The following is a 25,149-nucleotide window of genomic DNA, read 5'->3' as shown; positions in this document are numbered from 1 at the left end:
TCAGGCTCCCCATCCCGCTTGGTCTCCGCCGACTCGGTCGGCGACGATGCGCTGTCCGTAACCGCTGTCTCGGTATGCCTTCATCGGGTTCGCGGGCAGGCCGCGACCCGCCCGCCACTCGGCCAGGTCGGCCCGCACGTCGGTGTAGAAGGCGTCCATGAACACCTCGTTCGCGCCCAGCACGTCACCCGCGCGCTCGGCCTCGGCCAGCGCGTCGCGGTCCACCAGCAGCGCCCGCGCGGTCATCTCCTGCACGTTGAGCACCGACCGGACCTGACCGGGGATCTTGTCCTCCACGTTGTGGCACTGGTCGAGCATGAACGCCACCCCGCTGCCCTCGTCGTACCCGCCGCCGCGCACCACCTCGAACAGGATGCGGAAGAGCTGGAACGGGTCCGCCGCGCCCACGATCAGGTCGTCGTCGGCGTAGAAGCGCGAGTTGAAGTCGAACGCGCCCAACCGCCCCAGCCGCAGCAGCTGCACCACGATGAACTCGATGTTGGTGCCCGGCGCGTGGTGCCCGGTGTCCAGGCACACCACCGCCCGCTCGCCCAAAGCCACGCAGTGCGCGTACGCCGTGCCCCAGTCCGGCACGTCGGTGGCGTAGAACGCCGGCTCGAAGAACTTGTACTCCAGCACCAGCCGCTGGTGGTCGCCCAGCCGGGCGTAGACCTGCGCCAGCGAGTCGGCCAGGCGGTCCTGCCGGTCCCGCAGGTCGCCCTGGCCGGGGTAGTTGGTGCCGTCCGGCAGCCACACCTTCAGGTCCCGGCTTCCGGTCACGTCCATGATGTCCACGCACTCGTGCATGTGCGCGATCGCCTTGGCGCGCACCCGCTCGTCGACGTGCGTCAGGCTGCCGAACTTGTAGTCGTCGTCCTGGAACGTGTTGGTGTTGATCGTGCCCAGCCGCACACCCAGGTCTTCGGCGTGCGCGCGCAGCCGGTCGAAGTCGTCCACCCGGTCCCAGGGGATGTGCAGCGCCACCGACGGGGCCAGCCCGGTCAGCTCGTGCACCTTCGCCGCGTCGGCCAGCTTCTCCGCCACCGTCCGCGGCACCCCGGGCTGCGCGAACACCTTGAACCGCGTGCCCGAGTTGCCGAACGCCCACGAGGGCAGCTCGATCGCCTGCCTCGTCAAGTCATCCGCTATGTCCCCGAAGGTGGCCATGACCTTCTCCCGCTGGTTGTGAAACGTTTCAACAGGGCGGGAACGTAACTCCTTGGTCCGGTTCGGTCAACTCTGTGGAAGGCGAAGGGAGCGCTTCGGTCGGATGCCTGCGCTGGCTGCTGAGCGTCCGTGGCTGTTGTCCACGAGGGCAGGTGGTTGCGCGTCGGTGTGCCGGAAGGTTACGGTCACGGCTACTAGCGCGCGCTAGGTTCGGCTGTGCAATGAGATGACGGGATCCCCATGCCAGGAATCGCCGAAGGCGTCCCCTGCACGCGCCTCCTCCTGGAGGACAAGGTCGCCCTCGGATCGGGAGCGTCCTTCTGGACGACGCGGGCGTTCCCCGCGGCGGGCATCCCGTCGCTCACCCTCACCGACGGGCCGCACGGGCTGCGCGCGCAGGGGGAGTCGGGTGACCACCTCGGCCTGGCGGACGGCACGGCGGCCACCTGCTTCCCGACGGCCAGTGCGCTCGCCTCCTCTTGGGACGTCGGACTGGTCGCCGAGGTGGGGCGGGCGATCGGGCTGGAGGCGGTGGACCAGGGCGTGCACGTCGTTCTCGGTCCGGGTGTGAACATGAAGCGCAACCCGTTGTGCGGCCGCAACTTCGAGTACTTCAGCGAAGACCCGCTCCTGTCGGGCAAGCTCGCCGCGGCCTGGATCCGGGGTGTGCAGTCCACGGGCACGGGCACCTCGCTCAAGCACTTCGCCCTGAACAACCAGGAGCTCAAGCGCATGTCCACGGACGTGCGGGTCGACGAGCGGGCGCTGCACGAGTACTACCTCCCGGCGTTCGAGATCGCGGTCGAGGAGGGCGATCCGACGACGGTCATGTGCGCCTACAACCGCGTCGAGGGCGTCTATTGCAGTGACAACCGCCGGCTGCTCACCGGGATCCTGCGGGAGCGGTGGGGGTTCCGGGGTGCCGTGGTCACCGATTGGGGCGCGATGAACGACCGCCCGGCCGCCTACCTGGCCGGGACGGACCTGGAGATGCCCGGCAACGGCGGCGTGACCGACGCCGAGGTGCGACGGGCCGTGACGGCGGGCTTGCTGGACGAGCGTGTCGTCGACGAGTCCGTCGAGCGCCTGCTCGCTTTGGTCGCGCGCACGACCGGGCGGGACGTCGAGGTGCCCGCCGATCTCCACGACCGGCACCACGAGTTGGCCCGCCGGGCGGCGGTGGAGAGCGCGATGCTGCTCAAGAACGACGGCGGTGCGTTGCCGTTGCAGCCCGGCGGGCGGGTGGCGCTCCTGGGCGCGTTGGCCGGGGAACCGCGGTACCAGGGCACGGGTTCTTCGCGCGTCAACCCGACCCGGGTGGTGAGCCTGCGTGACGGGGTGGGGGAGTACGCCGCCGTCGACTGCGCGCCGGGTTATCGCCTGGTCGACGAACCGGACGCCGCCCTGCTGGACGAGGCGGTGCGGCTGGCCGAGCAGGCGGAGGCGGTGGTCGTGTGCGTCGGGCTCACCGAGATCTCCGAGAGCGAGGGCTTCGACCGGGAGCACATGCGCATCCCCGCCAACCAGGTCGCGCTGCTGGAGTCGATCGCCCACCTGGCCGAGCGCGTGGTCCTGGTCGTCGTCGGCGGCAGCGCGGTGGAAATGCCCTGGCAGGACTGCGCCTCGGCCGTCCTGCACGTGCAGCTCGCCGGCCAGGCCGGTGGTGCGGCGGCCGCCGACCTGCTCTTCGGTGCGGCCAACCCCTCGGGCAAGCTCGCCGAGACCTACCCGCTCGTCTACGACGACGTGGTCAGCTCCGGCTACTTCGGTGTCGACCCGCACCAGACGCCGTACCTGGAGAGCATGTACTGCGGGTACCGCTACTTCGACTCCGCCGACAAGCCCGTGCGCCACCCGTTCGGGCATGGGCTGTCCTACACGACCTTCGCCTACTCCGACCTGCGCGTGGTCCGCCGCGGGGATGACGTCGAAGTGACCTTCACCGTCACCAACACCGGCGGGTGCGACGGGGCGGAAGTGGCGCAGCTCTACGTCGCGCCCCGCACCGGCGGTGCCTACCGCCCCGTCCAGGAACTCAAGGCTTTCACCAAGCTCGCGCTGACCGCGGGGGAGTCCCGCGGCGCCACGCTGACCCTCGACCGGCGTGCCTTCGCGATCCACGACCCGGAGGTGGGCGACCGGGTCGTCGAAGCGGGTACGTACGAGATCCGCGTCGGGGCGAGCTCCCGGGACATCCGACTGCGCGCGGAGGTGCAGGTCGAGGGCACGCAGCCCCGACGCTCGCGGGTCGCCGACTGGTACTACACGCTCACCGGCACCCCGACGCCGGAGGACTTCCTGACCGTCCACGCCCCGTACCCGGTCCTCGACGCGCCGCGGAAGGGCACCTTCGACCTCGACAGCTCGATCCTGGAGATGAAGGACTCCAGCCTCGCCTGCCGCGTCGTGCACTTCGCCGTCGAGCGGACCGTCGCGAAGCGGTTCGGCGGCAAGGTCGACTACGACGACGTCCGGTTCAAGATGCTCATGTACTCCGCCGCGGACCTGCCGATGCGCGCGATGGTCCGGATGAGCGACGGTGTGATGACACCGCGGCTGGCGCGGTTCCTCGTCGACAGCGCGAACGGTCACACCCTGCGCGGGCTGTGGGCACTGCTGCGGCGCCGGGCCTGAACGGTGGCTCGACGCCGGGCGAACCTCCCGCGTGCCCGGTGACCGGTCAGGCTCCGGGTGCGGCCGTGGAGGCCCGCTGCACGAGCAGGGGGCCGGCGGCCGTCGGCTGCTGCGGTGGTTCCCGACCCTCGGCCGCGGTGAGGGCCAGCCGCGCCAGGTAGCGACCGAGGCCCGCGGTGTCGAGTCGGACGGTCGACAACCGGGGTTCGACGATGGACGCGATCGGCGCGTCGTCGTGGCCGACGACCGACAGGTCCCGGGGCACGAGCAGGCCCATCCGCGTCGCCGTGCCGACCAGGGTAGCGGCGACGTCGTCGTTGTAGGCGGCCACGGCTGTCACGCCCGCCGCGCGCCACCCGGCGACGGCGTCCTCGGCGTCGTCACCGGGGTGGAGGTCGTGGCCCGGTGCCAGGTCCAGGCCCAGCCGCGTCGCCGCCTCCCGGGCCCGGGAACGACGCAGTTCCACGAGGTCGGCGATGCGCGGATCCGAGGACCCCGCGTAGGCGATCCGGCGGTGGCCCAGGGCGTGGAGGTGACCCACCTGCAGGAGCGGGCCCTCCTCCGGGTAGGGGGCCACGGTCGGTGCGTCCGGGTCGGGGAGCATGGCGCGCACCCCCGCGGCGCGGATCGACGCGACCTGGGCGTCGGTGAAGCTGCCGGTGAAGGACAGCACCACGTCGGGTTCCAGGACCTCCCACAGCGGCCGCGACTGCCCGGTGGGGTGCGGGGTGTAGGTGATGAGGCTGTAGCCCGCCTCGTCCAGCGCGAGCGACGCCTCCTCCAGGTTGCGGCGGACGCTGAAGTCCAGCGGCCAGTCGGGCAGCACGACCAGCACGATGCGGTTGCGCCCGCTGGCCAGCGCCCGCGCGGCGGTGTGCGGTCGGTACCCCAGGCGGGCGGCCTCGGCGAGCACCCGTTCCCGGGTCTGCGCGGAGATCGTCTGGCCGGGGGTGTTGTTGAGCACGAAGCCGACCGTCGCCCGAGAGAGGCCGAGCGAGCGCGCGACGTCGGCGGCGGTGACGCGTTTCGCGGGTGTCCGGGAGTCGATCATCGCCACCATCATCCTCCGTCGGGGTGCGGCTCGTGCCCACAACCGTTACTTGCGCGCGCTAGTTGCCAACTGTAGCGTCGCGCACACCTGCTAGCACGCGCTAGTTCCTGACGACGGAGTCATGATGAGCGACACAGCGCCCCCACCGGCACCCCCGCTGCCCACGGTCCCACCGACCTCCGCCGGGACGCCGGACAGCCCGCGGCCGGGTGACGACGCCGAACCCCTCGCGAAGGTCGGCTCCCGCTACATCTGGTTGCAGGTGCTCGGCCAGTTCGGCGTCTTCGTCGCCTTCATCACGCCGATCGCGATCTCGCTGGCGATCCGCGTGGACCAACTCGCGCCAGGTCACCAGGAGTACCTCGGTTACGTCACCGGCGCCGGCTCCGCCGCCTCCATGCTGACCGGCGTCTTCGTCGGCGTCTGGAGCGACCGCACCAGGACCAGGATCGGCCGGCGACGGCCCTTCATGATCGGCGGCCTGGTCATCGGCGTCGGCTCCCTCGTCGTCATGGCCCTCGCGCCCAGCGTGGTGGTGCTCGCGCTCGGCTGGGTGCTGGCCCAACTCGGGTGGGGCCTGGTCCTCGGCAGCCTGCAGACCTCGATGGCCGACCGGCTCCCGGAGGAGCAACGCGGCAGGGTCGCCGGCCTGACCGGGTTCGCCACCCAGGTCGCCCCGGTGCTGGGCGTCGGGGTCTCCGGCGCCCTGTCCGGTGACAACCTGCTGCTGTTCCTCGTGCCGGGCGCCGTCGGCGTGCTGCTCACGGTCCCGTTCATCGTGTTCGTCCACGAGCCCGACAACCGCCACGTGCCGCGCGGCGAGCGGCTCACGCCCCGCGGCCTGCTCGCCAAGGTGGTCTTCGACCCCCGCGAGCACACCGACTTCGCCTGGAACTGGCTGGGGCGCTTCCTGTTCTACTTCGGCCTGACCTTCAACACCACGTTCACCGCGTTCTTCTTCGCCTCGCGCCTGGGGGTGGGCGTGGAGGAGGTCGCCCCCGTCATCGCCGGTCTCTCGCTGTTCGGCATCCTGGCGACCACCGTCGGCGCGATCGGTGGGGGTTTCCTGTCCGACCGGCTGCGCCGTCGTCGGGCGTTCGTGCTGGGCGCCGGGGTCGTGTTCGCCGCGGGGGCCGTCACGATGGCCTTCGCCGACGGCATCGTGCTGCTGGCCGTCGGCTCGCTGCTGGCCTCCGTCGGCATCGGCACCTTCTCCGCCGTGGACCAGGCGCTGCTGCTGGACGTGCTCCCGCGGCGCGGCACCGAGGCCATGCGCTTCATGTCGATCATCTCCTTCGCCACGTCCATCCCGCAGGCGGTCGCGCCGCTGCTCGCGCCGCTCATCCTCGCCGTCGGCGCCTCGGCCGCGGGCGAGCAGAACTACCTGCTGCTCTACGTCGTCGCCGGGATCTGCACGGTCCTGGGCGGCCTCGTCGTCCTGCGCATCCGTTCCGTCCGCTGAACCGCACCACCGGGAGTCCCACCGTGACCCGACCCACCACCGGGGCCTTCATCACCCCCGTCTCCGCCCGCGGCGCCGAAGGCGAACCGGCGGCGTACTTCCGGCGGGAGTTCGACCTCGCCGAGAGGCCTGCCCGGGCGACCCTGCGCGTGACCGGCCTGGGCATCGTCGAACCGCACCTCAACGGCGCGGTCGTCGGCGACGAGGTCCTGGCACCGGGATGGACCTCCTACCGGCACCGGCTCGTCGTGTCCTCCCACGACGTGACCGACGCCCTCGTCGTCGGGCGCAACGCGGTCGGTGCGATCGTCGGGCAGGGCTGGGCACTGGGCCGCCTGGGCTGGGAGGGCAAGCGCAACCACTACGCCGACCGGCCGGCGTTGCACCTCGAACTCGTGCTGGAGCACGACGACCGCACCGAGACGGTGACCACCGGCACCGGCTTCCGCGCGGGCACCGGAGGCGTGCGGGCCAACGGCATCTACGACGGCGAGGAGTTCGACGCGCGGCTCGAACCCGACGGCTGGGACCGCCCGGGGTTCGACGACTCCGGATGGGAGGCGGTCGAGGCGTTCGACTGGCCGCTGGAGTCGCTCACCGAGCCGGTCGCGGAGCCGATCCGCCGCGTCGAGGAACTGGCCCCGGTCGAAGTCGTCACCACCCCGGCCGGCCGGACGGTGGTCGACTTCGGTCAGGTCGTCTCCGGCTGGGTCCGGTTCACCGTCACCGGCGAGGCCGGTAGCGCGATCACCCTGCGTCATGCCGAGGTGATGACCGACGGCGAGATCGACGTGAAGACCCTGCGCACCGCCCGGGCCACCGACCGGTGCACGCTGCGTGGTGGCGGCCCGGAGAGCTGGCAACCGCGCTTCACCTTCCACGGCTTCCGCTACGTCGAAGTCGACGGCTGGCCCGGTGCGCTCGCCCCGGACTCGCTGCGGGCTGTCGTCGTCCACTCCGACATGCGCCGCACCGGCTGGCTGGAGACCTCCGACCCGCTGCTCAACCGTCTGCACGCCAACGCGGTGTGGTCGATGCGGGACAACTTCGTCGGCGTGCCCACCGACTGCCCGCAGCGCGACGAGCGGCTGGGCTGGACCGGCGACATCAACGCCTTCGCCCCGACCGCCGCGTTCCTCTACGACGTGCGCGGCGTGTTGGGTTCGTGGCTGCGCGACCTGGCCGCCGAGCAGGCGGAGAAGGGCTTCGTGCCCTGGGTCGTGCCCGACATCCTGCCGTACCCGTCCTCGCCCACCGCCCTGTGGAGCGACGTCGCGGTCAACCTGCCCTGGACGCTGTACCGGGAGTACGGCCAGGAGTCGATACTCGTCGACGCCTACGACTCGATGGCCGCGTTCACCCGGCAGGTCGCCGGACTCCTCGACGACGACGGCCTGTGGAGCAGCGGGTTCCAGTTCGGCGACTGGCTGGACCCGGACGCCCCGGCCGACAACCCCGCCGGCGGCAAGACCGACCCGCACCTGGTCGCGAGCGCCTACCTGTGCCGGACCACGCACCGGATGGCGGAGACGGCCCGCGTCCTCGGCCGCGAGGACGATGCCGCGGAGTTCGCCGCGCTCGCCGACCGCGTCCGGGCGGCCTTCCTCGCCGAGCACGTCTCGCCGAACGGCAGGGTCACCAACGAGTCCGCGACCGCCTACGCGCTCGCCATCAGCTTCGACATCCTCGACGAGGCGCAGAAGCGCCGAGCGGGCGACCGGCTCGCCGCACTGGTCGCCCAGGGCGGCTACCGCATCTCCACCGGCTTCGCCGGAACACCGCTGATCACCGACGCGCTCTCGACCACGGGTCACCTCGACGCGGCCTACCTCCTGCTGCTGGAGCAGCAGTGCCCGTCGTTCCTCTACCCGGTCACCAAGGGGGCGACCACCATCTGGGAGCGGTGGGACTCCATCCGTCCCGACGGCACGCTCAACCCCTCCGGCATGACCTCGCTGAACCACTACGCCCTCGGCGCGGTCGTGGACTGGGTGCACCGCGTCGTCGGTGGGCTGTCGGCCGTCGAACCCGGCTACCGGCGGATGCGCGTCGCCCCGCGACCGGGCGGCGGCCTGACCTCCGCGACCCTGCGCCACGACACCGTCCACGGCGAGGTCCGCGTCTCCTGGGAGATCGCCGACGGCGCGGTCACCCTCGCCGTCCAGGTGCCCGAGGGCACGACCGCCCTGGTCGAACCGCCCCTGCACCCCGACCGCGTCACCGAGGAGGTCGGCCCGGGCGAGCACCACTGGCAGTACGCGGTCGCGGTCGACGACAAGACCGACCTCGGCCTGGACTCGACGCTGCGCGAGGTCGCCGACAACCCCGTCGCCTGGCGGCTGTTCACCGAGGCGTTCGCCGTCCACTTCCCCGGCGTCCCGCTCGACGGCAACGCCCCGGAAGCCGCCGGCATGACGGTGCGCGCGATGCTCGACTACATCCCCGGCGCCTCCGACGACCTCCGTGACGACCTGGCCAAGGCCCTCGCCACCGCCACCGAAGGAGCCACCGCGTGACCATCGACCCCACCACCCTGTCGCTGGAGCAGAAAGCGGCCCTGCTGTCGGGCCGCGACTTCTGGACCACCAAGCCGATCGACGACGCCGGCGTCCCGTCGATCGTGCTGACCGACGGCCCGCACGGCATCCGCTGCCAGGAAGCGGGCCAGGACCACCTGGGCATCCACGGCAGCCGGCCCGCCACGTGCTTCCCGCCCGCCGTCGCCGTGGGCTCCAGCTGGGACCCGGACGTGGCCGCCCGCCTCGGCGCCGCCGTCGGCCGGGAAGCCCGCGCGTTCGGCGTCGCGGTCGTGCTCGGCCCCGGCGTGAACATCAAGCGCTCCCCGCTGTGCGGGCGCAACTTCGAGTACTACTCCGAGGACCCGCTGCTGTCGGGTGTGCTCGGCGCGGCCCACGTCAACGCCCTCCAGGCCGAAGGGCCCGGCGCGTCGGTGAAGCACTTCGCGGCGAACAACCAGGAGACCGAGCGGATGCGGGTCAGCGCCGACGTGGACGAGCGCACGCTGCGCGAGATCTACCTGCCCGCCTTCGAACGGGTGGTCCGCGACGCCGACCCGGCCACGGTGATGTGCTCCTACAACAAGGTCAACGGCGTGTACGCCTCGCACAACCGGTGGCTGCTCACCGACGTGCTGCGCGAGGACTGGGGCTTCCGCGGCGCCGTGGTGTCGGACTGGGGCGCGGTCAGCGACCGCGTCGCCGGTGTCCTCGCGGGCATGGACCTGGAGATGCCCGGCAGCGGCGGCGCCACCGACGCGCAGGTCGTCGAAGCGGTCCGCGCGGGACGGCTGGACGAGGCACTGGTGGACCAGTCGGTGCGGCGCGTCGTGGCCCTCACCGCGCTCCCGTACGAGCCGACCGGAAACCTCGACGTCGAGGGTCATCACGCCCTCGCGCGGGAGCTGGCAGCCGAGTCGGTCGTGCTGTTGAAGAACGACGGGGAGGTGCTGCCGGTCCGACCCGGTACCCGCCTGGCCGTCATCGGCGCCTTCGCCACCGCACCGAGGTTCCAGGGCGGCGGCAGCTCGCACATCAACACCACCCGCACCGATCTGCCACTGGAGGAGATCCGAACCCTGGCGGGGAAGCGGGACGTCACCGTCACCCACGCCGAGGGCTTCACCGTCGACGACGAGGGTGACGCGGACGACCTGCGCGCCGGGGCGGTGCGGACCGCCCGCGACGCCGACGTCGCCGTGGTCTTCGCAGGGCTGGGCGACCGCCAGGAGTCGGAGGGCTTCGACCGCGACACCCTCCTGCTGCCCGACGACCAGGTGGCCGTCATCCGCGAGGTCGCCGCTGTCGCACCGCGCACCGTCGTCGTGCTGTCCCACGGCGGTGTCGTCTCGCTGGAGGGCTGGCACGACGACGTCGATGCCGTGGTCGAGGGCTTCCTGCTCGGCCAGGCCGGCGGCGGCGCCCTCGCCGACGTCCTGTTCGGGGTCGTCAACCCCTCCGGCCACCTGGCCGAGACCATCCCGCTGCGGCTGGAGGACAACCCCAGCTGGCTGAACTTCCCCGGCGAGCAGGGGCACGTGCGCTACGGCGAAGGCGTCCTGGTCGGCTACCGCTACTACGCCACCGCCGGCGTCCCCGTCCGCTACCCGTTCGGTCACGGCCTGTCCTACACCAGCTTCGCCACGACCGGACTGGAGGTCGAGGCGACCGGCGACGACAGGGCTGTGGTGCGGGTGACGGTCGCCAACACCGGTGACCGCGCGGGCAAGCACGTCGTGCAGCTCTACGTCTCCACCGACACCGGTCCCGTCCGCCGGCCGTTGAGGGAACTGCGCGCCTTCACCAAGGTGGCGCTCGGACCCGGTGAGACCCGTACCGTCGAGCTCGTTCTGGACCGGCGCGCCTTCGCATACTGGGACGTCGAACGCGGGGAATGGGTGGTACCGGCAGGCCTGTACGCCGTGCAGATCTGCCACAACGCCTACGAGGTGTCGGCGCAAGCCACCATCACCCTGACCGGTGACCCCGTCGTCCGGGAGCTCACCCTGGACTCGACCGTCGGCGACTGGTTCTCCCACCCCGCCGTCGGGCCCGTGCTCACCGAGCGCATGAGGACGGGCATGACCGAGGAGCACGCGCGGCAGGCCGCCGAGAACCCCGACGGGCTCAAGATGGTCGAGTCCATGCCCATGCGGCAGTTCCTCGCCTTCACCAACGGCGCCATCGCGCCGGACACGCTGGAGCAGCTCATGCCGCTCAGCACCACCCCCGTCCCGGCGAAGTGAGGCCGTACGTGCGAAACAGGCGAACCCGCGTCTTCCTCACCGGTGCCACGGGCAACTGGGGCCGTGCGGTCCTCGACGAGTTCCGCGAACGCGCCGACCGCGTCGAGGTCGTGGCCCTGGTCCTGCCCGGCGGGCGCGACGCCGAGGTGGTCCGCCGCTACGCGGACATGCAGAACCTCCAGGTCGTCCACGGCGACCTGACCGACTACGACGCGGTCGAGCGCTCCGTGCGCGGCGCGGACTTCGTGCTGCACGTCGGCGCGGTGGTCTCGCCCTTCGCCGACGACCACCCCGAACTGGCCCACCGGGTCAACGTGGGCAGCATCCGCAACATCGTCCGTGCCGTGCGCGCCCAACCCGACCCCGCCCGCACCGCGGTCGTCGGTATCGGCTCGGTCGCGCAGACCGGTGACCGCAACCCGCCCCACCACTGGGGGCGCGTCGGCGACCCGCTGCGCGTCTCCCGCTACGACGAGTACGGGCAGACCAAGGTCATCGCCGAGAAGGAATTGGTCGACTCCGGCCTGCCCCGCTGGGCGTGGCTGCGCCAGACCGGCATCTTCCACCCCGGCATGCTCCAGATCCGCGACCCGATCATGACGCACGCCACGCTCGGCGGCGTCATGGAATGGGTCTCGGCCGAGGACGCCGCCCGCCTGCTGGCCAACATCTGCGAGCCTGGCGTGCCCGAGGAGTTCTGGGGCGGGATCTACAACATCGGCGGCGGCGAGGCGTGGCGGCTGACCAACTGGCAGCTCCAGGAGTGCATCGCCGGCGCGCTCGGTGTCGGCGACCCGAGGCGCTGGTACGACCGGAACTGGTTCGCCACCCGCAACTTCCACGGCCAGTGGTACACCGACTCCGACCGGTTGGAGGAGCTGGTCCCGTTCCGCGGCGACAGCTTCGACGCCGCCCTGGACCGGGCGCTGCGCGCCAACCCCTCGTTGAAGAGGGCGGGTCGGGTACCGGCGTGGGTGGTGAAGAACCTCGTCATGAAGCCGCTCACCCGCAAGCAGCGCGGCACGATGGCCTACGTCCGCGACCGGGACGAGGAGGCGATCGCGGCCTACTACGGCTCCCGCGCGGAGTTCGAGGCCATCGGTGGCTGGGACAGCTTCCGGCCCGTCGAGCCGGACCGCACGCCGTCCCGCTTGGACCACGGCTACGACGAGGACAAGGACCCCACCCGGTGGACGGCGTCGGACTACCGCGACGCCGCCGCGTTCCGCGGGGGAGAGCTACTCTCCGCCGATGTGCCGAAGGGCGACGTCGCCACCCCGCTGTCGTGGCGGTGCGCGTTCGACCACGAGTTCACCGGCAGTCCCCGCCTGGTCCTCACCGCGGGCCACTGGTGCCCCGAGTGCGTCAAGGACGTCGCCGGCTACCCGCGCCAGGCCGACCGCAACCCCTTCCTCGCCCAGCTCGAACCCGCCCACGCGTCGCACGACCGGGTATCGGGATGACCCGGACTCCCGCTCAGTGGAACACCGGCCACCGGACCGGAGACCCGGCGGCTCTACTGCACTCGTCGCGACACACCACTACCCGGAGGGGTCCATGAACGACGGTGGGCGGTTGACGTTCGTCAAGGTCGTCGTGGGCGACCTCGACGCGCAGGCCGGGTTCTACCGCTTCGTCCTCGCCTTGGCGGCCGTGCACCGGCTGTCCGGCGGTGAGGGCGAGGGCCGCTACGAGCAGCTCGTGCTCGCCGGGGCCGGTGCGGGACCGACCGTGCTGCTGGTGCACTACCCCGACCGGGCCGTTCCACCGGCGGGCGAGGTCGTGCTCGGCTTCGGCGTCGCCGACGTCGCCGAGGTCGTGCGCGCCGCCGTGGCGGCCGGTGGTTCCGTGCGCGTCGAGCCCAGGACGCTGCCCGGGACCGGGATGCGGGTGGCCGTGGTGACCGATCCGGAGGGTCACGCGCTGGAGCTGGTGCAGGGCTCGTGAGGGCTGTCGCGACGACCACGACGCACGGGAAGAGGACGACGATGTTCGATCTGTCGGGTCACGCGGCCCTGGTCACCGGAGCCGGTCAGAACGCGGGCGCGGGTATCGTCCGCGCCCTGGCGGCACGGGGCGCGGGGGTGGCGGTCAACGACCTGGTCACCGAGCGGGCCGAGGCGGTCGCGGAGGAGATCGTGGCGGCCGGTGGCGTGGCGGTGGCGGTGCCGTTCGACGTCACCGACCGCGAGGCGGTCAAGGAAGCCGTGGCGCGCGCTCGCGAAGGGCTGGGGCGTTCCGTCAACATCATGGTGCACAACGCTGGCATCGCCGCCGACTTCGGGCAGGGGCACTTCCGCACCCTCGACCCGAGCCGGTGGCGCGCGCCGATCGAGATCAACCTGTTCGGCGCGATGAACTGCGTCTCGGCGGTCGTGGACGACATGTGCGAGGCCGGGTGGGGGCGCATCGTGCAGATCTCCTCCGGGGCCGCCCGCACGGGCTCCGACCAGGGCCTGTCGCTCTACGGAGCGGGCAAGAGCGGGGTGGAGGGCTTCATGCGGCACCTGTCGCAGGAGCTGGCGCCCTCCGGTGTCACGGTCAACACGCTGGCCCTGGGGTTGCAGACCAACGCCGCCGGGGCGGCCACCGAGGTGTTCGCGCAGAAGATCCCCACCCGGCGACTGGGTACGCCCGAGGACGTCGGCGCGGCCGTGGTCTACCTGGCCTCGCAGGAGGCGTCCTGGCTGACGGGGCAGATCCTCGACCTCAACGGCGGCAGCGTCACGTCCTGACCGGCGGGTGGGCGGGACCGGTGCGCCGTCACCGCCCACCCGGCCGCGCACCGTACGGTGGTGCGGATCGTGAGGAGTGCCCATGCCCGCCAAGAGGAGCGCCGACGCCGCGGACCAGGCCGTGTCGCGCGTGGTCGACGGCATCAAGCGGATGATCGTCTCGGGTGACCTGCTGCCGGGTCAGCAGATCCGGCAGGAGCAGATGGCCGCCGTGCTCGGGGTGAGCCGGCTGCCGGTGCGCGAGGGCCTGCGGCAGCTGGTCGCCGACGGGCTGGTGGCGCACGAGCACAACGTGGGCTTCGCCGTGGCGCGGTTGAGCCGCCCGGAGTTCGACCAGGTGTACCTGATGCGGCGGCTGCTGGAGACCGAGGTGATCCGCAGCCTGCCGCGGCCGGGTACCGGGCAGCTGGACCGGATCCGGTCGTTCGCCGAGGACGTCGAACGGGCCGCCGCCGATCTGGACCTGCCCCGGATGCGGGAGGCCAACAGCGCCTTCCACCAGGCGATCTTCGGGCTGAGCGGGCTGAACCTGGTGGTCGCCGAGATCAACCGCATCTGGACGTGGGCGTTGCCCTACCACGCGGTGTACCTCTACGACGAGGCCGCGCGGGCACGCATCCTCGCCGAGCACCGGGACATGCTGGCCGCATTGGGCTCGGGCGACCTGGAACGCCTGGTCGAGTTGATGGACACCCACCGCGCCGGCTCGGAGGCGCAGCTGTCGTTGATGTTCGGGGCGGGCGCGGTTCCCCGGCCGTCGGCCGGATGAGGCGTCCACTCAGCGGAACGACGGATACAGGATTGGATCCAATTTTCTAGTCTGGCCTGGACCCCGAGAGAGGAGTCCGGGTGACAGCCACGATCGACCTCGCCGCCCACCGCCCCGGCGACGCGGAGCTCCGACTCCGGGACGAGGTGCGGCAGTTCCTCGACGACCAGCGCGCCGCCGGGGCGTTCCGGCCGCGCAGCGACGCCTGGATGTCCGCCGCCGACCCGACCTTCAGCAGGCGGCTCGGCGCGCGCGGCTGGCTGGGCATGACCCTGCCCGCCCGCTACGACGGCCACGACCGCTCCCCGCTGGAGCGCTTCGCGGTGGTCGAGGAACTGCTGGTGGCGGGTGCGCCGGTCGCCGCGCACTGGATCGCCGACCGCCAGATGGCCCCCTCGATCCTGCGCAACGGCACCGAGGAGCAGCGGCGGCGCTACCTGCCGGGCATCGCCCGCGGCGAGTGCTTCTTCGCCATCGGCATGAGCGAGCCGGACGCGGGTTCCGACCTGGCCGCCGTGCGCACCCGCGCCCGTGAGGTGGACGGCGGCTGGGAGATCACCGGCACCAAGCTGTGGACCACCGGCGCGCACTTCGCCCACGCGATCGTGCTGCTCGCCCGCACCGATGGCGCACCCGGTGACCGGCACGCCGGCCTGTCGCAGTTCGTGGTCGACCTGCCGCACCCCGCGGTGCACGTCCGGCCGATCACGACGATCGACGGCGAGCACCACTTCAACGAGGTCGTCCTGGACCACGCCGTCGTCCCGGCCGGCGCGCTGCTGGGCGAGCGGGGCGCGGGCTGGCGGCAGGTCGTCGCGGAGCTGGCTCACGAGCGCTCCGGGCCCGAGCGGTTCCTCAGCACCGCACCGCTGCTCCAGGCGTGGGCGTCGGGGCTGCGCGGGAGCGACCCGGTGGCCGCGCGCGAGGTCGGAAGGCTTACCGCCCGCGCCTGGACGCTGCGGCAGCTCTCGCTGGCCGTGGCCGCGGCGCTGGCGGCGGGCCGATCCCCCGAGGTGGCCGCGGCCCTGGTCAAGGACCTCGGTTCGCGCTTCGAGGGTGACATCGTGGAGACCGTGCGACGGGTGGCGGGCGTCGAACCCCGACCGGGTGCGGACGGACTCGCGGGGCTGCTCGCCGAGGCGGTCCCGCACACCCCGGCGTTCACCCTGCGCGGCGGCACGAACGAGATCCTGCGGTCCGTCGTGGCCCGCGGTCTGGGGGTCCGGTGAACGACGAGCTGCACGAGGAGATCCGCGCCGCCGTGGGCGCGATCCTCCAGGGACGCGCGACGGGTGGTTTCGACGCCGCGCTGTGGAGGGACCTGGCCGACACCGGCTTCCACCTGCTGGGCGTGCCCGAGGAGCTCGGCGGCAGCGGCGGGGGACTGCGCGACCTCGCGGTCGTGGTCGACCTCGTCGCCTTCCACACCGCCGGGGCGCCGGTCGCCGAGTCGGCGTTCCTGGCCGGGTGGCTGCTGGCCCGCGCCGGTCTGGACGTGCCCGGTGGTCTGGTCGTGGCCGCGGTCGACGAGGTCGGGGCGCACCGGCGCGGCGGTAGGCTGCGGCTGTCGGGTCGGGCGGCCGTGCCGTGGGCGCGGCACGCCGACCACGTCGTCACCCTCGCCCGGGACGGTGACGACCTGTTCGTGGCCGTGCTGCCGGTCGGCGAGGTCGAGCAGGCGGAGAACCTCGCCGGGGAACCGCGTGACACCGCGGTGCTCGACGACGTCGAGGCCGTCGCCTCCGCACCGGTCGGGATCGACGCCGACGAGCTGCGGCTGAGAGGGGCGCTGGCGCGGTCGGTGCAGCTGGCGGGCGCGGCACGCGCGGTGTTGGTGTCCGCCCGGCGGTACGTCGCCGAACGCGAGCAGTTCGGCCGCCCACTGGCCCGCTTCCAGGCCGTGCAGCAGCACCTGGCCGCGCTCGCGGCGGAGGTCACCGCCATGCGGATCAGCGCCGACGCCGCACTGCTCGCGGTCGAGGCGCACGACCGGGCCGAGGTCGCCGTGGCCGCCGCCAAGGCCACCACGTCGGCCGGAGCGCACGTCGTCGCCACGATCGGCCACCAACTGCACGGTGCGCTCGGCTACTCCGCCGAGCACCACCTCGGTGCGGCGACCACGCGGCTGTGGTCGTGGCGAGAGGAGTTCGGCAACGAGGCCCACTGGCAGGACCGGCTGGCCGCCGCCGTGGCGGGGCAAGGCTCGTGGTGGTCGACGGTCAGCGGGGGCGCTCGATGAGCGGGGGAGCGCTGCGCGGCCTGAAGGTGCTGGACCTGAGCCGGGTGCTGGCCGGGCCGCTGTGCACGCAGATGCTCGCCGACCACGGTGCCGAGGTGGTCAAGGTCGAACCCCCGGCGGGTGACGAGACCCGCCGCTGGGGACCGCCGTTCGTGGACGAGGAGCAGACCACCAGCGCCTACTACCAGGGGCTCAACCGCAACAAGGCCAACATCGTGCTCGACCTCAAGGTCGAGCGGGCCCGTGAGGTGGTGCTCGACCTCATCGCCGGCGCGGACGTGGTCGTGGAGAACTTCAAGGCCGGGACCATGGACCGCTGGGGCCTGGGCTACGAGTCGCGGCTGGCCGCGCGGTTCCCGCGCCTGGTGTACTGCCGCATCACCGGCTACGGAGTGGACGGCCCGCTGGGCGGGGAACCGGGCTACGACGCGGTGCTCCAGGCCCACGGCGGGCTGATGAGCGTCAACGGCGAACCGGACGGCGACCCGCTGCGCGTCGGCGTGCCGATCGTGGACATCACCGCCGCGCACCAGGCGTTCGCCGGCGTCCTGCTGGCCCTGACCGAGCGGGCGGTCAGCGGCCGCGGACAGCTGGTGGACATCACGCTGGTCGACGCCGTGGTGTCGCTGATGCACCCGCACTCCGCCGCCCACCTCGCGTCCGGGGCCGTGCCGGTGCGCACCGGGGCCGCGCACCCGACCGTCGCGCCCTACCAGGTGTTCCACACCGCCCGCGGCGGCAGCCTGTTCGTGGCGGCGGCCAGCGACGCCCACTTCGCCGCGCTCACTGACGTGCTGGGTCGGCCCGACCTGGCCGGTGACGCGCGGTTCCTGCGCAACCGGGACCGGGTCGGGCACCGTGCCGAGCTGCTGGCCCTGCTCGAACCGCTGTTCCGCGCCCGGGACGCCGGCGAGCTGGCCGAGGCGCTGCGAGCGCGAGGGGTTCCCGCGAGCCCGGTCAACGACGTCGCCGCCGCGCTGGCCGCGCCGCAGGTGCGGCACCGGGGGATGGTGGTCTCCGACGGCGATTACCGGGGGATCGGCGTGCCGATCAAGCTCGGCCGCTCGGCCTCGGTGCCACCCCGCGCCCCCGCCGCCCGGGGGACGGACACCGAACGCGTCCTGGCCGCCCATGGCTACCGGGCCGAGGACCTCGCGGCGCTGCGCGAGTGCGGGGCGCTCGGCTGAGGGTTCACCGCACGGCCGCGCCCGCCAGCACCATCCGCAGCGCGTCGCGCAGCAGCGCGTCTAGGTCCTCGTCGGAGCCGGACGTGATCCAGTGCTCGAAGACGTGCCGGGTGGCGTGCACGACCAGGTAGGCGGGCAGCGTGCGGTGCAGCGGGTGCCCGCCCGCCGGCAGGCGCCGGTCGAGGTACCCGGCGATCACCTCGCACAGCTCCTCGTCGGCCTCCTGCCAGCGCAGTCGGTACTCCGGGGTGGTCACCATCAGGGTGAGGAAGCGCCGGTCGAACTCGCTGATCCGGCCGCCGGGCATGGCGGCGGTCCAGGCCGCGACGAGTGCCTCGACCGGGTCGGTGGTGTCGGGGACGTCCCGCAGGGCGTCCGCGACGGCCTCGGAGGTGGCGCGGAACAGCGGGCGCACCACGTCCTCCTTGACGGGGAAGTGGCGGTGGAAGGTGCGCGGGGAGACGCCGGCGGCCTCGGCGATGCGCTCGACCTTCGCCGAGGTGTCGCCGTCGGCCACGAAGATCTCCATCGCGGTGCGGGCGATCGCGGTGCGCAGCTCCTCGGCACGCCGCTCGGTCAGCGTCGGGCGCTCACCCTTGGCCACGACGGCACCTCTTCACAAGCCCTGTACCTGCGAAAACATTAATGGATGCAGGATCGTATGCGGAAATTGGACACGATTTGTTTACACGATGACCAGGTGCGGCTAGGCTCACACCTGTCAGTTTCTGCCATATCGGCAGATTGTGCAAGAAGGCGATGTCGCCGGGAGGTGCCGATGACGACGGCCCGGAGCAACGACGCGCCCACCGCGATGATCGACCGGGTGGCCTCCCTGCTCCAGGTCTTCGACGGCGGCCACCGGTTCACCCTGGCCGAGGTCTCCCGGCGCGCGGGACTGCCCCGCTCGTCGGCGCACCGCATCCTGGGTCGCCTGGTCGACCTCGGTTGGATCGAGCGCCGGGGCTTCGAATACGCGTTGGGCATCCGCATGTTCGAGCTGGGGTCCCAGGTCGTGCGCCGCGACGGCGTGCACCAGGCCGCCCTGCCCCACATGCACGCCCTGCACCGCTCGACCGGGTTGACCGTCCACCTCAGCGCCCTGCAGTCGGGCGACGTGCTGCACCTGGAGCGCATCGGCGGCTGGCCGGAGAAGGGCGAGGGCTGGCGGCTGGGAGCCCGGCAACCCGCCGTGCACTCGGCCGCGGGCCGCGCCCTGCTCGCCCAGCTCGACGACGCCGACTGGCCCGCCCTATCCTACCCCCCGCCCGCCACGCCCGGCGGGGTCCGCACCGAAGCCGACCTGCGACGCGAGATCGACCGGGTCCGCGACCGCGACGGCGTCGCCGTGGACGCCGAAGGCTGCTCCGCCGGCGTCACGGCGGTCGCCGCCGCCATCGGCCCGTCCGAGGACGGGCTGTCCGCGGCCCTGTCGCTGTGCGGACCCGCGACCGCCGTCCCCGTCGACCGGGCCGTCGCCGCCGTGCGCCGGGCCGCCACCGACATCTGGTACGCCGCCTTCGGCGTGACCCGCCTGCGCGGGCGGCCCACCCGCCCCGTCCACGCGGCCCTGCCGCTCGCCGACGCGCTGACCGCCGTCGCCCGCGGTTGAACCGCGCACCCGTCGCTTCGATCCACCACGAGGAACCGGTGTCCCGATGACCGTGATCACCCACGACCAGCCCACCTACGTCGTCTCGCCCGTGACCGGCGTCGACCCGGACGCCCTGGCCGCCGCCGTCGACGCCGCCGAGCCGGGAGCCCTGCTCGCCGCCCTGGTGCACCTGACCGGGGACACCGCGCTCGTCGACGAGTTCGAAGCCGAGCTCGCCGGGCACCGCGCCGCCGCCGGCGCGGCGTGGTTGGGCCAGTACCCGGAGGAGATCGCCGCCGAGGTCCGCGACCGCGCCCGCCGCCTGCTGGGCACCTCGCTCGTGCCGCGCCTGGGCGTCCCCGACGACGAGCTGTTCCGCCGGCTCGCCGGGGTCTGCGCCAACGACACGGTGGACGCCGAGTACGTGGCCCACCTGCGCGAGCAGGGCGGGTTCGAACCCGCCCGCCGCGTGGTGCCCACCACCCGCCGCCCGCCGGAGGACTTCACCGTCGCCGTCATCGGCTCCGGCATGATCGGCCTCAACGCCGCGATCAAACTCGGCGAGGCCGGTTTCCGCTACCACGTGTTCGAGAAGAGCGACGACCTCGGTGGCACCTGGTCGCGCAACACCTACCCCGGCGCGGCGGTCGACACCCCCAGCCACTTCTACTCGTACTCGTTCGAGCTGAACCCGACCTGGTCGAAGTACTACCCGACCGGGCCCGAGTACCTGGAGTACCTGCGCGGCGTGGCCCGCAAGTACGACCTGCACCGCAACATCTCCTTCTCCACCGAAGTGCTCGGCTGCACCTGGGACGAGGCCGACCGGGCGTGGACGCTCACCGTGCGCGGGGCGGACGGCGTGACGCGCACCCACCGCGCCAACGCCGTGGTCACCGCCACCGGTGTGCTCAACGCCGCCTCGATCCCCGACGTCCCGGGGGCGGAGACCTTTCGAGGACAGACCATGCACACCGCGCAGTGGCGGTCCGAGGTCGACCTGACCGGCAAGAAGGTCGTCGTTCTCGGTGCCGGCTGCACCTCCGTGCAGGTCGTGGCCGCCGCGGTCGACCAGGTCGAGGCGCTCCACGTCGTCGCCCGTCAGCCCCACTGGGTCATCCCCGAGCGCGCTGTCGCCGCCGACGTCCCCGAGGGCGCGCGGTGGGCCCTGGAGAACATCCCCTACTACCACCAGTGGTTCCGGCTCAAGTCCTACTGGTGGGCCGCCGACAAGGGCTGGCCGATCGCCCGCATCGACGAGGACTGGTATGCCACCCACGTCTCGGCGTCCCCGGCCAACGACGCGGTCATGCAGGTCTGCCTGGACCACCTGGAGCGCTCCTTCGCCGACCGCCCGGCCCTCAAGGAGAAGCTGACCCCGGACTTCCCGCCGTTCGCCAAGCGCATCGTCAAGGACCCCGGCTTCTTCGAGGCGGTCAAGCGCGACCACGTCACCGTGCACCGCGCCGCGTTCCGCGAGATCCGCCCCGACGGGGTGATCACCACCGAGGGCGAGTTCATCGAGGCCGACGTCATCATCTGGGCCACCGGCTTCAAGCTGGAGTACCTGGGCTTCCTCGACGTCGTCGGCCGCGACGGGCTGAAGCTGTCCGAGGCGTGGGCCGACCAGGACCCGCGCGCCTACCTCGGCATCACCGTCCCCGGCTTCCCCAACCTCTTCGTCACCGCCGGCCCCAACGCCGCGCCCAACCACGGCGGCGGGCACAACATCACCAGCGAAGAGCACGTCCACTACGTCGTGGAGAGCCTGCAGTACCTGGTGGAGAACGACCTCGCCGCGATGGAGCCGACCCCCGAGGCCACCGACGACTACAACCGCCGCGTGGACGAGTCGCTGGACAAGACCGTGTGGCAGCACGGCGGCACCGCCAACGGCTACTACCGCAACAAGAACGGGCGCGCGTGGGTGACCTGCCCGTGGCGACTGGTCGACTACTGGACCATGCTGCGCGCCCCCGAGCCGCGGGACTACGCGTTCACGCCCACCGTGCGGGCATGACATGCCCCGGGGCGTCGCCGGGCACCGGCGACGCCCCGTTCTCACTCGCCGCGGAACACCGGTGCACGCCGCTCCAGGCTCGCCGCGATGCCCTCGGCGCAGTCGGCGGTCCGCCACAGCCGGGCCTGCTCGACCAGTTCGTGCTCCAGCGCCTGACGGACTCGGTCGGGCAGGTCAGCCCGCAGCGTCGCCCGGATCGACCGCACCGCCAGCGGCGCCGCCGCCGCGATCTCCCGAGCCCACGCCAGCGCGGTCTCACGCACCCGGCCGGGTTCGGCGAGCCGGTCGGCCAGTCCGATGCGGAGGGCCTCCTCACCACCCACCCGCCGACCGGTCAGCAGCAGGTCGGCCGCGGCCCGGCGGCCCACCAGGTCCGGCAGCGTCACGCTCAGGCCGAAGCCCTGGTGGAAGCCCAGCAGCGCGAAGTTGGCCACGAACCGCGACGACGCCTCGGCGACCCGGAAGTCCGCCGCGCACGCCAGGCCCAGCCCGCCGCCCACCGCCGCGCCCTGCACCGCGGCGATGATCGGCGTGCGCACGTCGAACAGTCGAGCGGCCCGGCGGTACAGGCGTTCGGACACCGCCACCCGGTCCCGGTCGAAGCCCCCGCCGTCGCCGAAGTCCGCGCCCGCGCAGAAGTGCTTGCCCTGCGAGGCCAGCACGATCACCCGGCAGGCGGGGTCGTCGTCGAGGGCGAGAGCCGCATCGACGATCCCGCCGACGAGCCGTTCGTCGAAGTGGTTGGCGGGTGGGCGGCGCATCTCCAGCAGCGCGATGCCGTCCCGCACGGACACCGACAGGTCGAGGTGGCCGTCGTCAGCAGATGTCGTCACGCCCCGGAGGCTGCCGCACGGCGGTGGCACGTGAGCCCGATGTCCCGCTCACCGGGAGGAGCACCGCGGGGGCCGCGTGCGCGGGGTCACCATCGCCACCCCGACACAAGAGTAAGGAGAAGAACTGTTGAGCACCGACGGCAAGGGCACCGCCGACGACGTGACGCTCATCGTCACCCTCCTCAACCAGTTCGGCCGGATGGCCGACGAGAGCACCGTCCCCGAGATCGGCGCGCTCTGCACCGAGGACGTGGAGTGGTGGATGCCCGAGGCGACCTGGCAGGGCCGCGAGGACGTGCTGAAAGGGCTGGAGTCGATGCGCGAGCTGGGGTACGCCGGTCCTGCCTCCCGCAACCGGCACGTCATCACCAACCACGAGGTCCACGTGGACGGCGACCGCGCCGCGGCGCACTCCTACTTCCAGCTCCTGTCCGGCGGCACGCCGTCGAGCATCCTCGCCGTCGGCTCCTACACCGACGAACTGCGGCGCGGCGCCGACGGCCGCTGGCTGCTCGCCCGTCGTCAGGTGACCTCCTGACCCGTCCACTCACCGGAACACCGAAGACCCGCACGGACGCCGGCTCCCTAGTCTCGTGCGACCCCGGGCCCGACTCCGCCGTTCGCCGCCGCACGAGGAGACCCATGACCGTCCCGCACGACCCACGCGTTCACGCCGCGCTCGACCGCGCGCTGGAGCTGGGGGAGACCGGCATCGCCGTCGCCGCCTACCACCGCGGCGAGCTGATCGTCGACGCCGTCGCCGGGCTCGCCGACGCCGAGCGCGGTATCCCCGCCGACCACCGCACGCTGTTCCCGGTGTTCTCGGTGACCAAGGGCGTCACCGCACTCGCCGTGCACCTCCAGGCCGAGCGCGGCCTGCTCGACCTGGACGCGCCGATCGCCCGCTACTGGCCGGAGTTCGCCGTCAACGGCAAGGGCGCCACCACGGTCGAACAGGCGCTGTCGCACCGGGCGGGCATCCCGCAGATGCCCGACGGGGTCACGCCGGAGCTGATGGCCGACTGGGACTGGATGGTCGAGCGCATCGCCGCGTTCACCCCGCTGTTCGAACCCGGCACGGCCAATGCCTACCACGTGCTGGTGTGGGGGTGGATCCTCGGCGAGGTCGTGCGCCGCACCGACCCCGCCCGTCGGCCGTTCGACGCGTTCGTCCGCGAGGAGATCTGCGCACCGCTCGGCGTCACCGACTTCCACCTCGGCGTGCCCGACGCGGACCTGCCCCGGGTCGCCACCCTCTACGGCGGCAACACCTTCGCCATCGTCGACGAGCACAACATCAGCCCGCCCGCCGTGTTCCCCGGATCGGACGTGCACAACCAGCGCGTCGTGCGGCAGGCCGTCGACCCCGGTGCCGGGGCCATCGCCACCGCGCCCTCCGCGGCCCGGATCTTCGCCCTGCTGGCGGAAGGCGGCGAACTCGACGGCGTGCGGCTGCTGTCCCGTGAACGGGCCGCGTCCCTGACCCGACCGCGGCAAGGCGCGCACGACCCGGACCGGGTGCTGACCATCCCGGTGTGGTTCGGCGCGGCCGGCTACTGGCTCGGCGGCGAGCCGGGGGCGTCCGACCCGCTGGTGGGTGGGCACCGCGAGATCGTCTACAGCCCCGGTGCGGGTGGGTCGATCGCCTGGGCCGACCTGCGCGACCGCATCGCCGTGGCGATCTGCCACAACAACATGGACACCCCGGCGATCACCGATCCGGAGACGACGTTCGCGCCCGTCGTCCGCGCGATCCGCGAGATCGTCGCCGAACGCGAGGAGAACACCCGATGAGCGACGCGAAAGCCCTGTTCGGCGGCGGTGTCGCCGTCATCACCGGCGCGGGCGCCGGCATCGGTGCGGGCTTGGCCCGCCACGCCGCGCTGGAGCTGGGCATGACCGTCGTGCTCGCCGACGTCGACACCGCCGCCATCGCGGCCCTGCGCGCCGAACTGGAAGCGGCCGGTGCCCGCGCGGTCGACGTCGCCTGCGACGTGCGCGACCCCGGGGCGCTCGAACGGCTCGCCGAACGCACCGTGACCGAGGTCGGCCCGGTCCGGCTCCTGGTCAACAACGCCGGTGTCGAGCAGTTCGGCTACCTGTGGGACACCCCGGTCGCCAACTGGGAGCGCCTGGTCTCGATCAACGTCAACGGCGTCTTCCACGGCATCCGCGCGTTCCTGCCGCGCATGCTCGCCGAGGCGGGGCGTTCGTGGGTGTGGAACCTGTCCTCGATCGGCGGTGTCAGCGCCGCACCCCTGCAAGCTCCCTACATCATGAGCAAGCACGCCGTGCTCGCGCTCACCGAGTGCCTGCACCAGGAGGTCGAGCTGGCTGGGCACGCCGGTCACGTCCACGTCCAGGCGGTGCTGCCCGGCGCGGTCGCCTCCGACATCTTCGAGTCCGCGGGCGCGGTCGAGGACGGCGACATCGCCGCGGCCGAGGAGCACCGCGAGGCCATGCTCAAGGTGAAGGCGCAGGCGATGGACCCGCTCGACGCCGCCCGCGTGTTCTTCGACCAGGCGGCGGCCGGCGAGTTCTACCTGACCTCGCAGCCCTTCGTCGTCGACGCCATGGCCGCCCGTGCCGACACCCTGGCCCACCGCCGTGCCCCGGTCCTGCTCCAGGGCGAGTTCACCGTCCCGGCCGAGTGAGGGGCGAGGTCGTGACCGCGTTCCCGCTGGATCCCGACGCCG

Annotated in this window: 20 protein-coding genes; 16 read left to right on the top strand and 4 right to left on the bottom strand. The window is 72.6% G+C overall.

Annotated elements, in window-relative coordinates:
• A complete protein-coding gene (gene rhaI, locus EKG83_RS27440; RefSeq protein ID WP_153278474.1) occupies positions 1–1,167 on the bottom strand; it encodes an L-rhamnose isomerase in 1,167 nt (388 codons plus the stop codon).
• Between the two features lie 240 nt (positions 1,168–1,407).
• Here rhaI and EKG83_RS27435 point away from each other — a divergent pair, with 240 nt between their 5' ends.
• Positions 1,408–3,801, top strand: coding sequence for a glycoside hydrolase family 3 C-terminal domain-containing protein (locus EKG83_RS27435; protein ID WP_033435244.1), 2,394 nt, complete (start codon positions 1,408–1,410; stop codon positions 3,799–3,801).
• A 46-nt stretch (positions 3,802–3,847) separates the two neighbouring features.
• Here EKG83_RS27435 and EKG83_RS27430 read toward each other — a convergent pair whose 3' ends face one another.
• Entirely contained in the window at positions 3,848–4,852 is a 1,005-nt protein-coding gene (locus EKG83_RS27430; RefSeq protein ID WP_033435265.1) for a LacI family DNA-binding transcriptional regulator, read from the bottom strand.
• Between the two features lie 124 nt (positions 4,853–4,976).
• On the opposite strand from EKG83_RS27430, the gene EKG83_RS27425 reads away from it, so the two are divergent.
• From EKG83_RS27425 to EKG83_RS27380, 10 genes are all read left to right on the top strand, one after another.
• Positions 4,977–6,314, top strand: coding sequence for an MFS transporter (locus tag EKG83_RS27425; RefSeq protein WP_084717120.1), 1,338 nt, complete (start codon positions 4,977–4,979; stop codon positions 6,312–6,314).
• Between the two features lie 23 nt (positions 6,315–6,337).
• Positions 6,338–8,830: an alpha-L-rhamnosidase gene (locus tag EKG83_RS27420; RefSeq protein ID WP_033435245.1), complete on the top strand. Its 2,493-nt coding sequence runs from the start codon at positions 6,338–6,340 to the stop codon at positions 8,828–8,830.
• The gene (locus EKG83_RS27415) at positions 8,827–11,076 is read left to right on the top strand and encodes a glycoside hydrolase family 3 C-terminal domain-containing protein (protein ID WP_033435246.1); all 2,250 of its coding nucleotides are present in this window, start codon (positions 8,827–8,829) and stop codon (positions 11,074–11,076) included. The genes EKG83_RS27420 and EKG83_RS27415 overlap by 4 nt, the downstream gene beginning before the upstream one ends.
• 8 nt (positions 11,077–11,084) lie before the next feature.
• Positions 11,085–12,539, top strand: a complete 1,455-nt coding sequence (locus EKG83_RS27410) for an NAD-dependent epimerase/dehydratase family protein (protein WP_153278473.1) — start codon at positions 11,085–11,087, stop codon at positions 12,537–12,539.
• A 94-nt stretch (positions 12,540–12,633) separates the two neighbouring features.
• On the top strand, positions 12,634–13,023 hold the full coding sequence (locus EKG83_RS27405) for a VOC family protein (protein ID WP_033435248.1): 390 nt from the start codon (positions 12,634–12,636) through the stop codon (positions 13,021–13,023).
• A gap of 41 nt (positions 13,024–13,064) precedes the next feature.
• Entirely contained in the window at positions 13,065–13,811 is a 747-nt protein-coding gene (locus EKG83_RS27400) for an SDR family NAD(P)-dependent oxidoreductase (RefSeq protein WP_033435249.1), read from the top strand.
• 82 nt (positions 13,812–13,893) lie between these two features.
• The gene (locus tag EKG83_RS27395; RefSeq protein WP_033435250.1) at positions 13,894–14,580 is read left to right on the top strand and encodes a GntR family transcriptional regulator; all 687 of its coding nucleotides are present in this window, start codon (positions 13,894–13,896) and stop codon (positions 14,578–14,580) included.
• 80 nt (positions 14,581–14,660) lie between these two features.
• The gene (locus EKG83_RS27390; protein WP_051766921.1) at positions 14,661–15,809 is read left to right on the top strand and encodes an acyl-CoA dehydrogenase family protein; all 1,149 of its coding nucleotides are present in this window, start codon (positions 14,661–14,663) and stop codon (positions 15,807–15,809) included.
• On the top strand, positions 15,806–16,819 hold the full coding sequence (locus EKG83_RS27385) for an acyl-CoA dehydrogenase family protein (RefSeq protein ID WP_033435251.1): 1,014 nt from the start codon (positions 15,806–15,808) through the stop codon (positions 16,817–16,819). Before EKG83_RS27390 ends, EKG83_RS27385 begins: the two co-directional genes overlap by 4 nt.
• Positions 16,816–18,006 (top strand): CaiB/BaiF CoA transferase family protein, encoded by a 1,191-nt coding sequence (locus EKG83_RS27380; RefSeq protein ID WP_033435268.1) that lies wholly within the window; start codon positions 16,816–16,818, stop codon positions 18,004–18,006. The genes EKG83_RS27385 and EKG83_RS27380 overlap by 4 nt, the downstream gene beginning before the upstream one ends.
• 4 nt (positions 18,007–18,010) lie before the next feature.
• Here EKG83_RS27380 and EKG83_RS27375 read toward each other — a convergent pair whose 3' ends face one another.
• Entirely contained in the window at positions 18,011–18,610 is a 600-nt protein-coding gene (locus EKG83_RS27375) for a TetR/AcrR family transcriptional regulator (protein WP_033435252.1), read from the bottom strand.
• A gap of 174 nt (positions 18,611–18,784) precedes the next feature.
• Here EKG83_RS27375 and EKG83_RS27370 point away from each other — a divergent pair, with 174 nt between their 5' ends.
• Positions 18,785–19,618 (top strand): IclR family transcriptional regulator, encoded by an 834-nt coding sequence (locus EKG83_RS27370; protein WP_033435253.1) that lies wholly within the window; start codon positions 18,785–18,787, stop codon positions 19,616–19,618.
• A 46-nt stretch (positions 19,619–19,664) separates the two neighbouring features.
• Positions 19,665–21,620 (top strand): flavin-containing monooxygenase, encoded by a 1,956-nt coding sequence (locus EKG83_RS27365; RefSeq protein ID WP_033435254.1) that lies wholly within the window; start codon positions 19,665–19,667, stop codon positions 21,618–21,620.
• A gap of 41 nt (positions 21,621–21,661) precedes the next feature.
• On the opposite strand, the gene EKG83_RS27360 is transcribed toward EKG83_RS27365, so the two are convergent.
• The gene (locus EKG83_RS27360; protein WP_228122228.1) at positions 21,662–22,453 is read right to left on the bottom strand and encodes an enoyl-CoA hydratase/isomerase family protein; all 792 of its coding nucleotides are present in this window, start codon (positions 22,451–22,453) and stop codon (positions 21,662–21,664) included.
• A gap of 127 nt (positions 22,454–22,580) precedes the next feature.
• Here EKG83_RS27360 and EKG83_RS27355 point away from each other — a divergent pair, with 127 nt between their 5' ends.
• The 3 genes from EKG83_RS27355 (at position 22,581) to EKG83_RS27345 (ending at position 25,107) form a co-directional block, all read left to right on the top strand.
• Complete coding sequence (locus EKG83_RS27355; protein WP_228122227.1) at positions 22,581–22,991, top strand: nuclear transport factor 2 family protein; 411 nt, start codon at positions 22,581–22,583, stop codon at positions 22,989–22,991.
• Between the two features lie 104 nt (positions 22,992–23,095).
• A complete protein-coding gene (locus EKG83_RS27350) occupies positions 23,096–24,247 on the top strand; it encodes a serine hydrolase domain-containing protein (protein ID WP_033435256.1) in 1,152 nt (383 codons plus the stop codon).
• A complete protein-coding gene (locus tag EKG83_RS27345) occupies positions 24,244–25,107 on the top strand; it encodes an SDR family NAD(P)-dependent oxidoreductase (RefSeq protein ID WP_033435257.1) in 864 nt (287 codons plus the stop codon). The genes EKG83_RS27350 and EKG83_RS27345 overlap by 4 nt, the downstream gene beginning before the upstream one ends.
• Positions 25,108–25,149 lie beyond the last annotated feature (42 nt).

This window comes from Saccharothrix syringae (assembly GCF_009498035.1).
In the GTDB taxonomy this organism is placed as follows: domain Bacteria; phylum Actinomycetota; class Actinomycetes; order Mycobacteriales; family Pseudonocardiaceae; genus Actinosynnema; species Actinosynnema syringae.
The sequence above is the reverse complement of the archived record's forward strand: the minus strand, read 5'-3'. Positions and strand labels throughout refer to the sequence as shown.

Bases quoted from the DNA above. Each gene is read 5' to 3' on its own strand.
- rhaI (WP_153278474.1), bottom strand. From the start codon at position 1,167: ATGGCCACCTTCGGGGACATAGCGGATGACTTGACGAGGCAGGCGATC.
- EKG83_RS27435 (WP_033435244.1), top strand. From the start codon at position 1,408: ATGCCAGGAATCGCCGAAGGCGTCCCCTGCACGCGCCTCCTCCTGGAG.
- EKG83_RS27430 (WP_033435265.1), bottom strand. From the start codon at position 4,852: ATGATCGACTCCCGGACACCCGCGAAACGCGTCACCGCCGCCGACGTC.
- EKG83_RS27425 (WP_084717120.1), top strand. From the start codon at position 4,977: ATGAGCGACACAGCGCCCCCACCGGCACCCCCGCTGCCCACGGTCCCA.
- EKG83_RS27405 (WP_033435248.1), top strand. From the start codon at position 12,634: ATGAACGACGGTGGGCGGTTGACGTTCGTCAAGGTCGTCGTGGGCGAC.
- EKG83_RS27400 (WP_033435249.1), top strand. From the start codon at position 13,065: ATGTTCGATCTGTCGGGTCACGCGGCCCTGGTCACCGGAGCCGGTCAG.
- EKG83_RS27395 (WP_033435250.1), top strand. From the start codon at position 13,894: ATGCCCGCCAAGAGGAGCGCCGACGCCGCGGACCAGGCCGTGTCGCGC.
- EKG83_RS27380 (WP_033435268.1), top strand. From the start codon at position 16,816: ATGAGCGGGGGAGCGCTGCGCGGCCTGAAGGTGCTGGACCTGAGCCGG.
- EKG83_RS27370 (WP_033435253.1), top strand. From the start codon at position 18,785: ATGACGACGGCCCGGAGCAACGACGCGCCCACCGCGATGATCGACCGG.
- EKG83_RS27365 (WP_033435254.1), top strand. From the start codon at position 19,665: ATGACCGTGATCACCCACGACCAGCCCACCTACGTCGTCTCGCCCGTG.
- EKG83_RS27350 (WP_033435256.1), top strand. From the start codon at position 23,096: ATGACCGTCCCGCACGACCCACGCGTTCACGCCGCGCTCGACCGCGCG.
- EKG83_RS27345 (WP_033435257.1), top strand. From the start codon at position 24,244: ATGAGCGACGCGAAAGCCCTGTTCGGCGGCGGTGTCGCCGTCATCACC.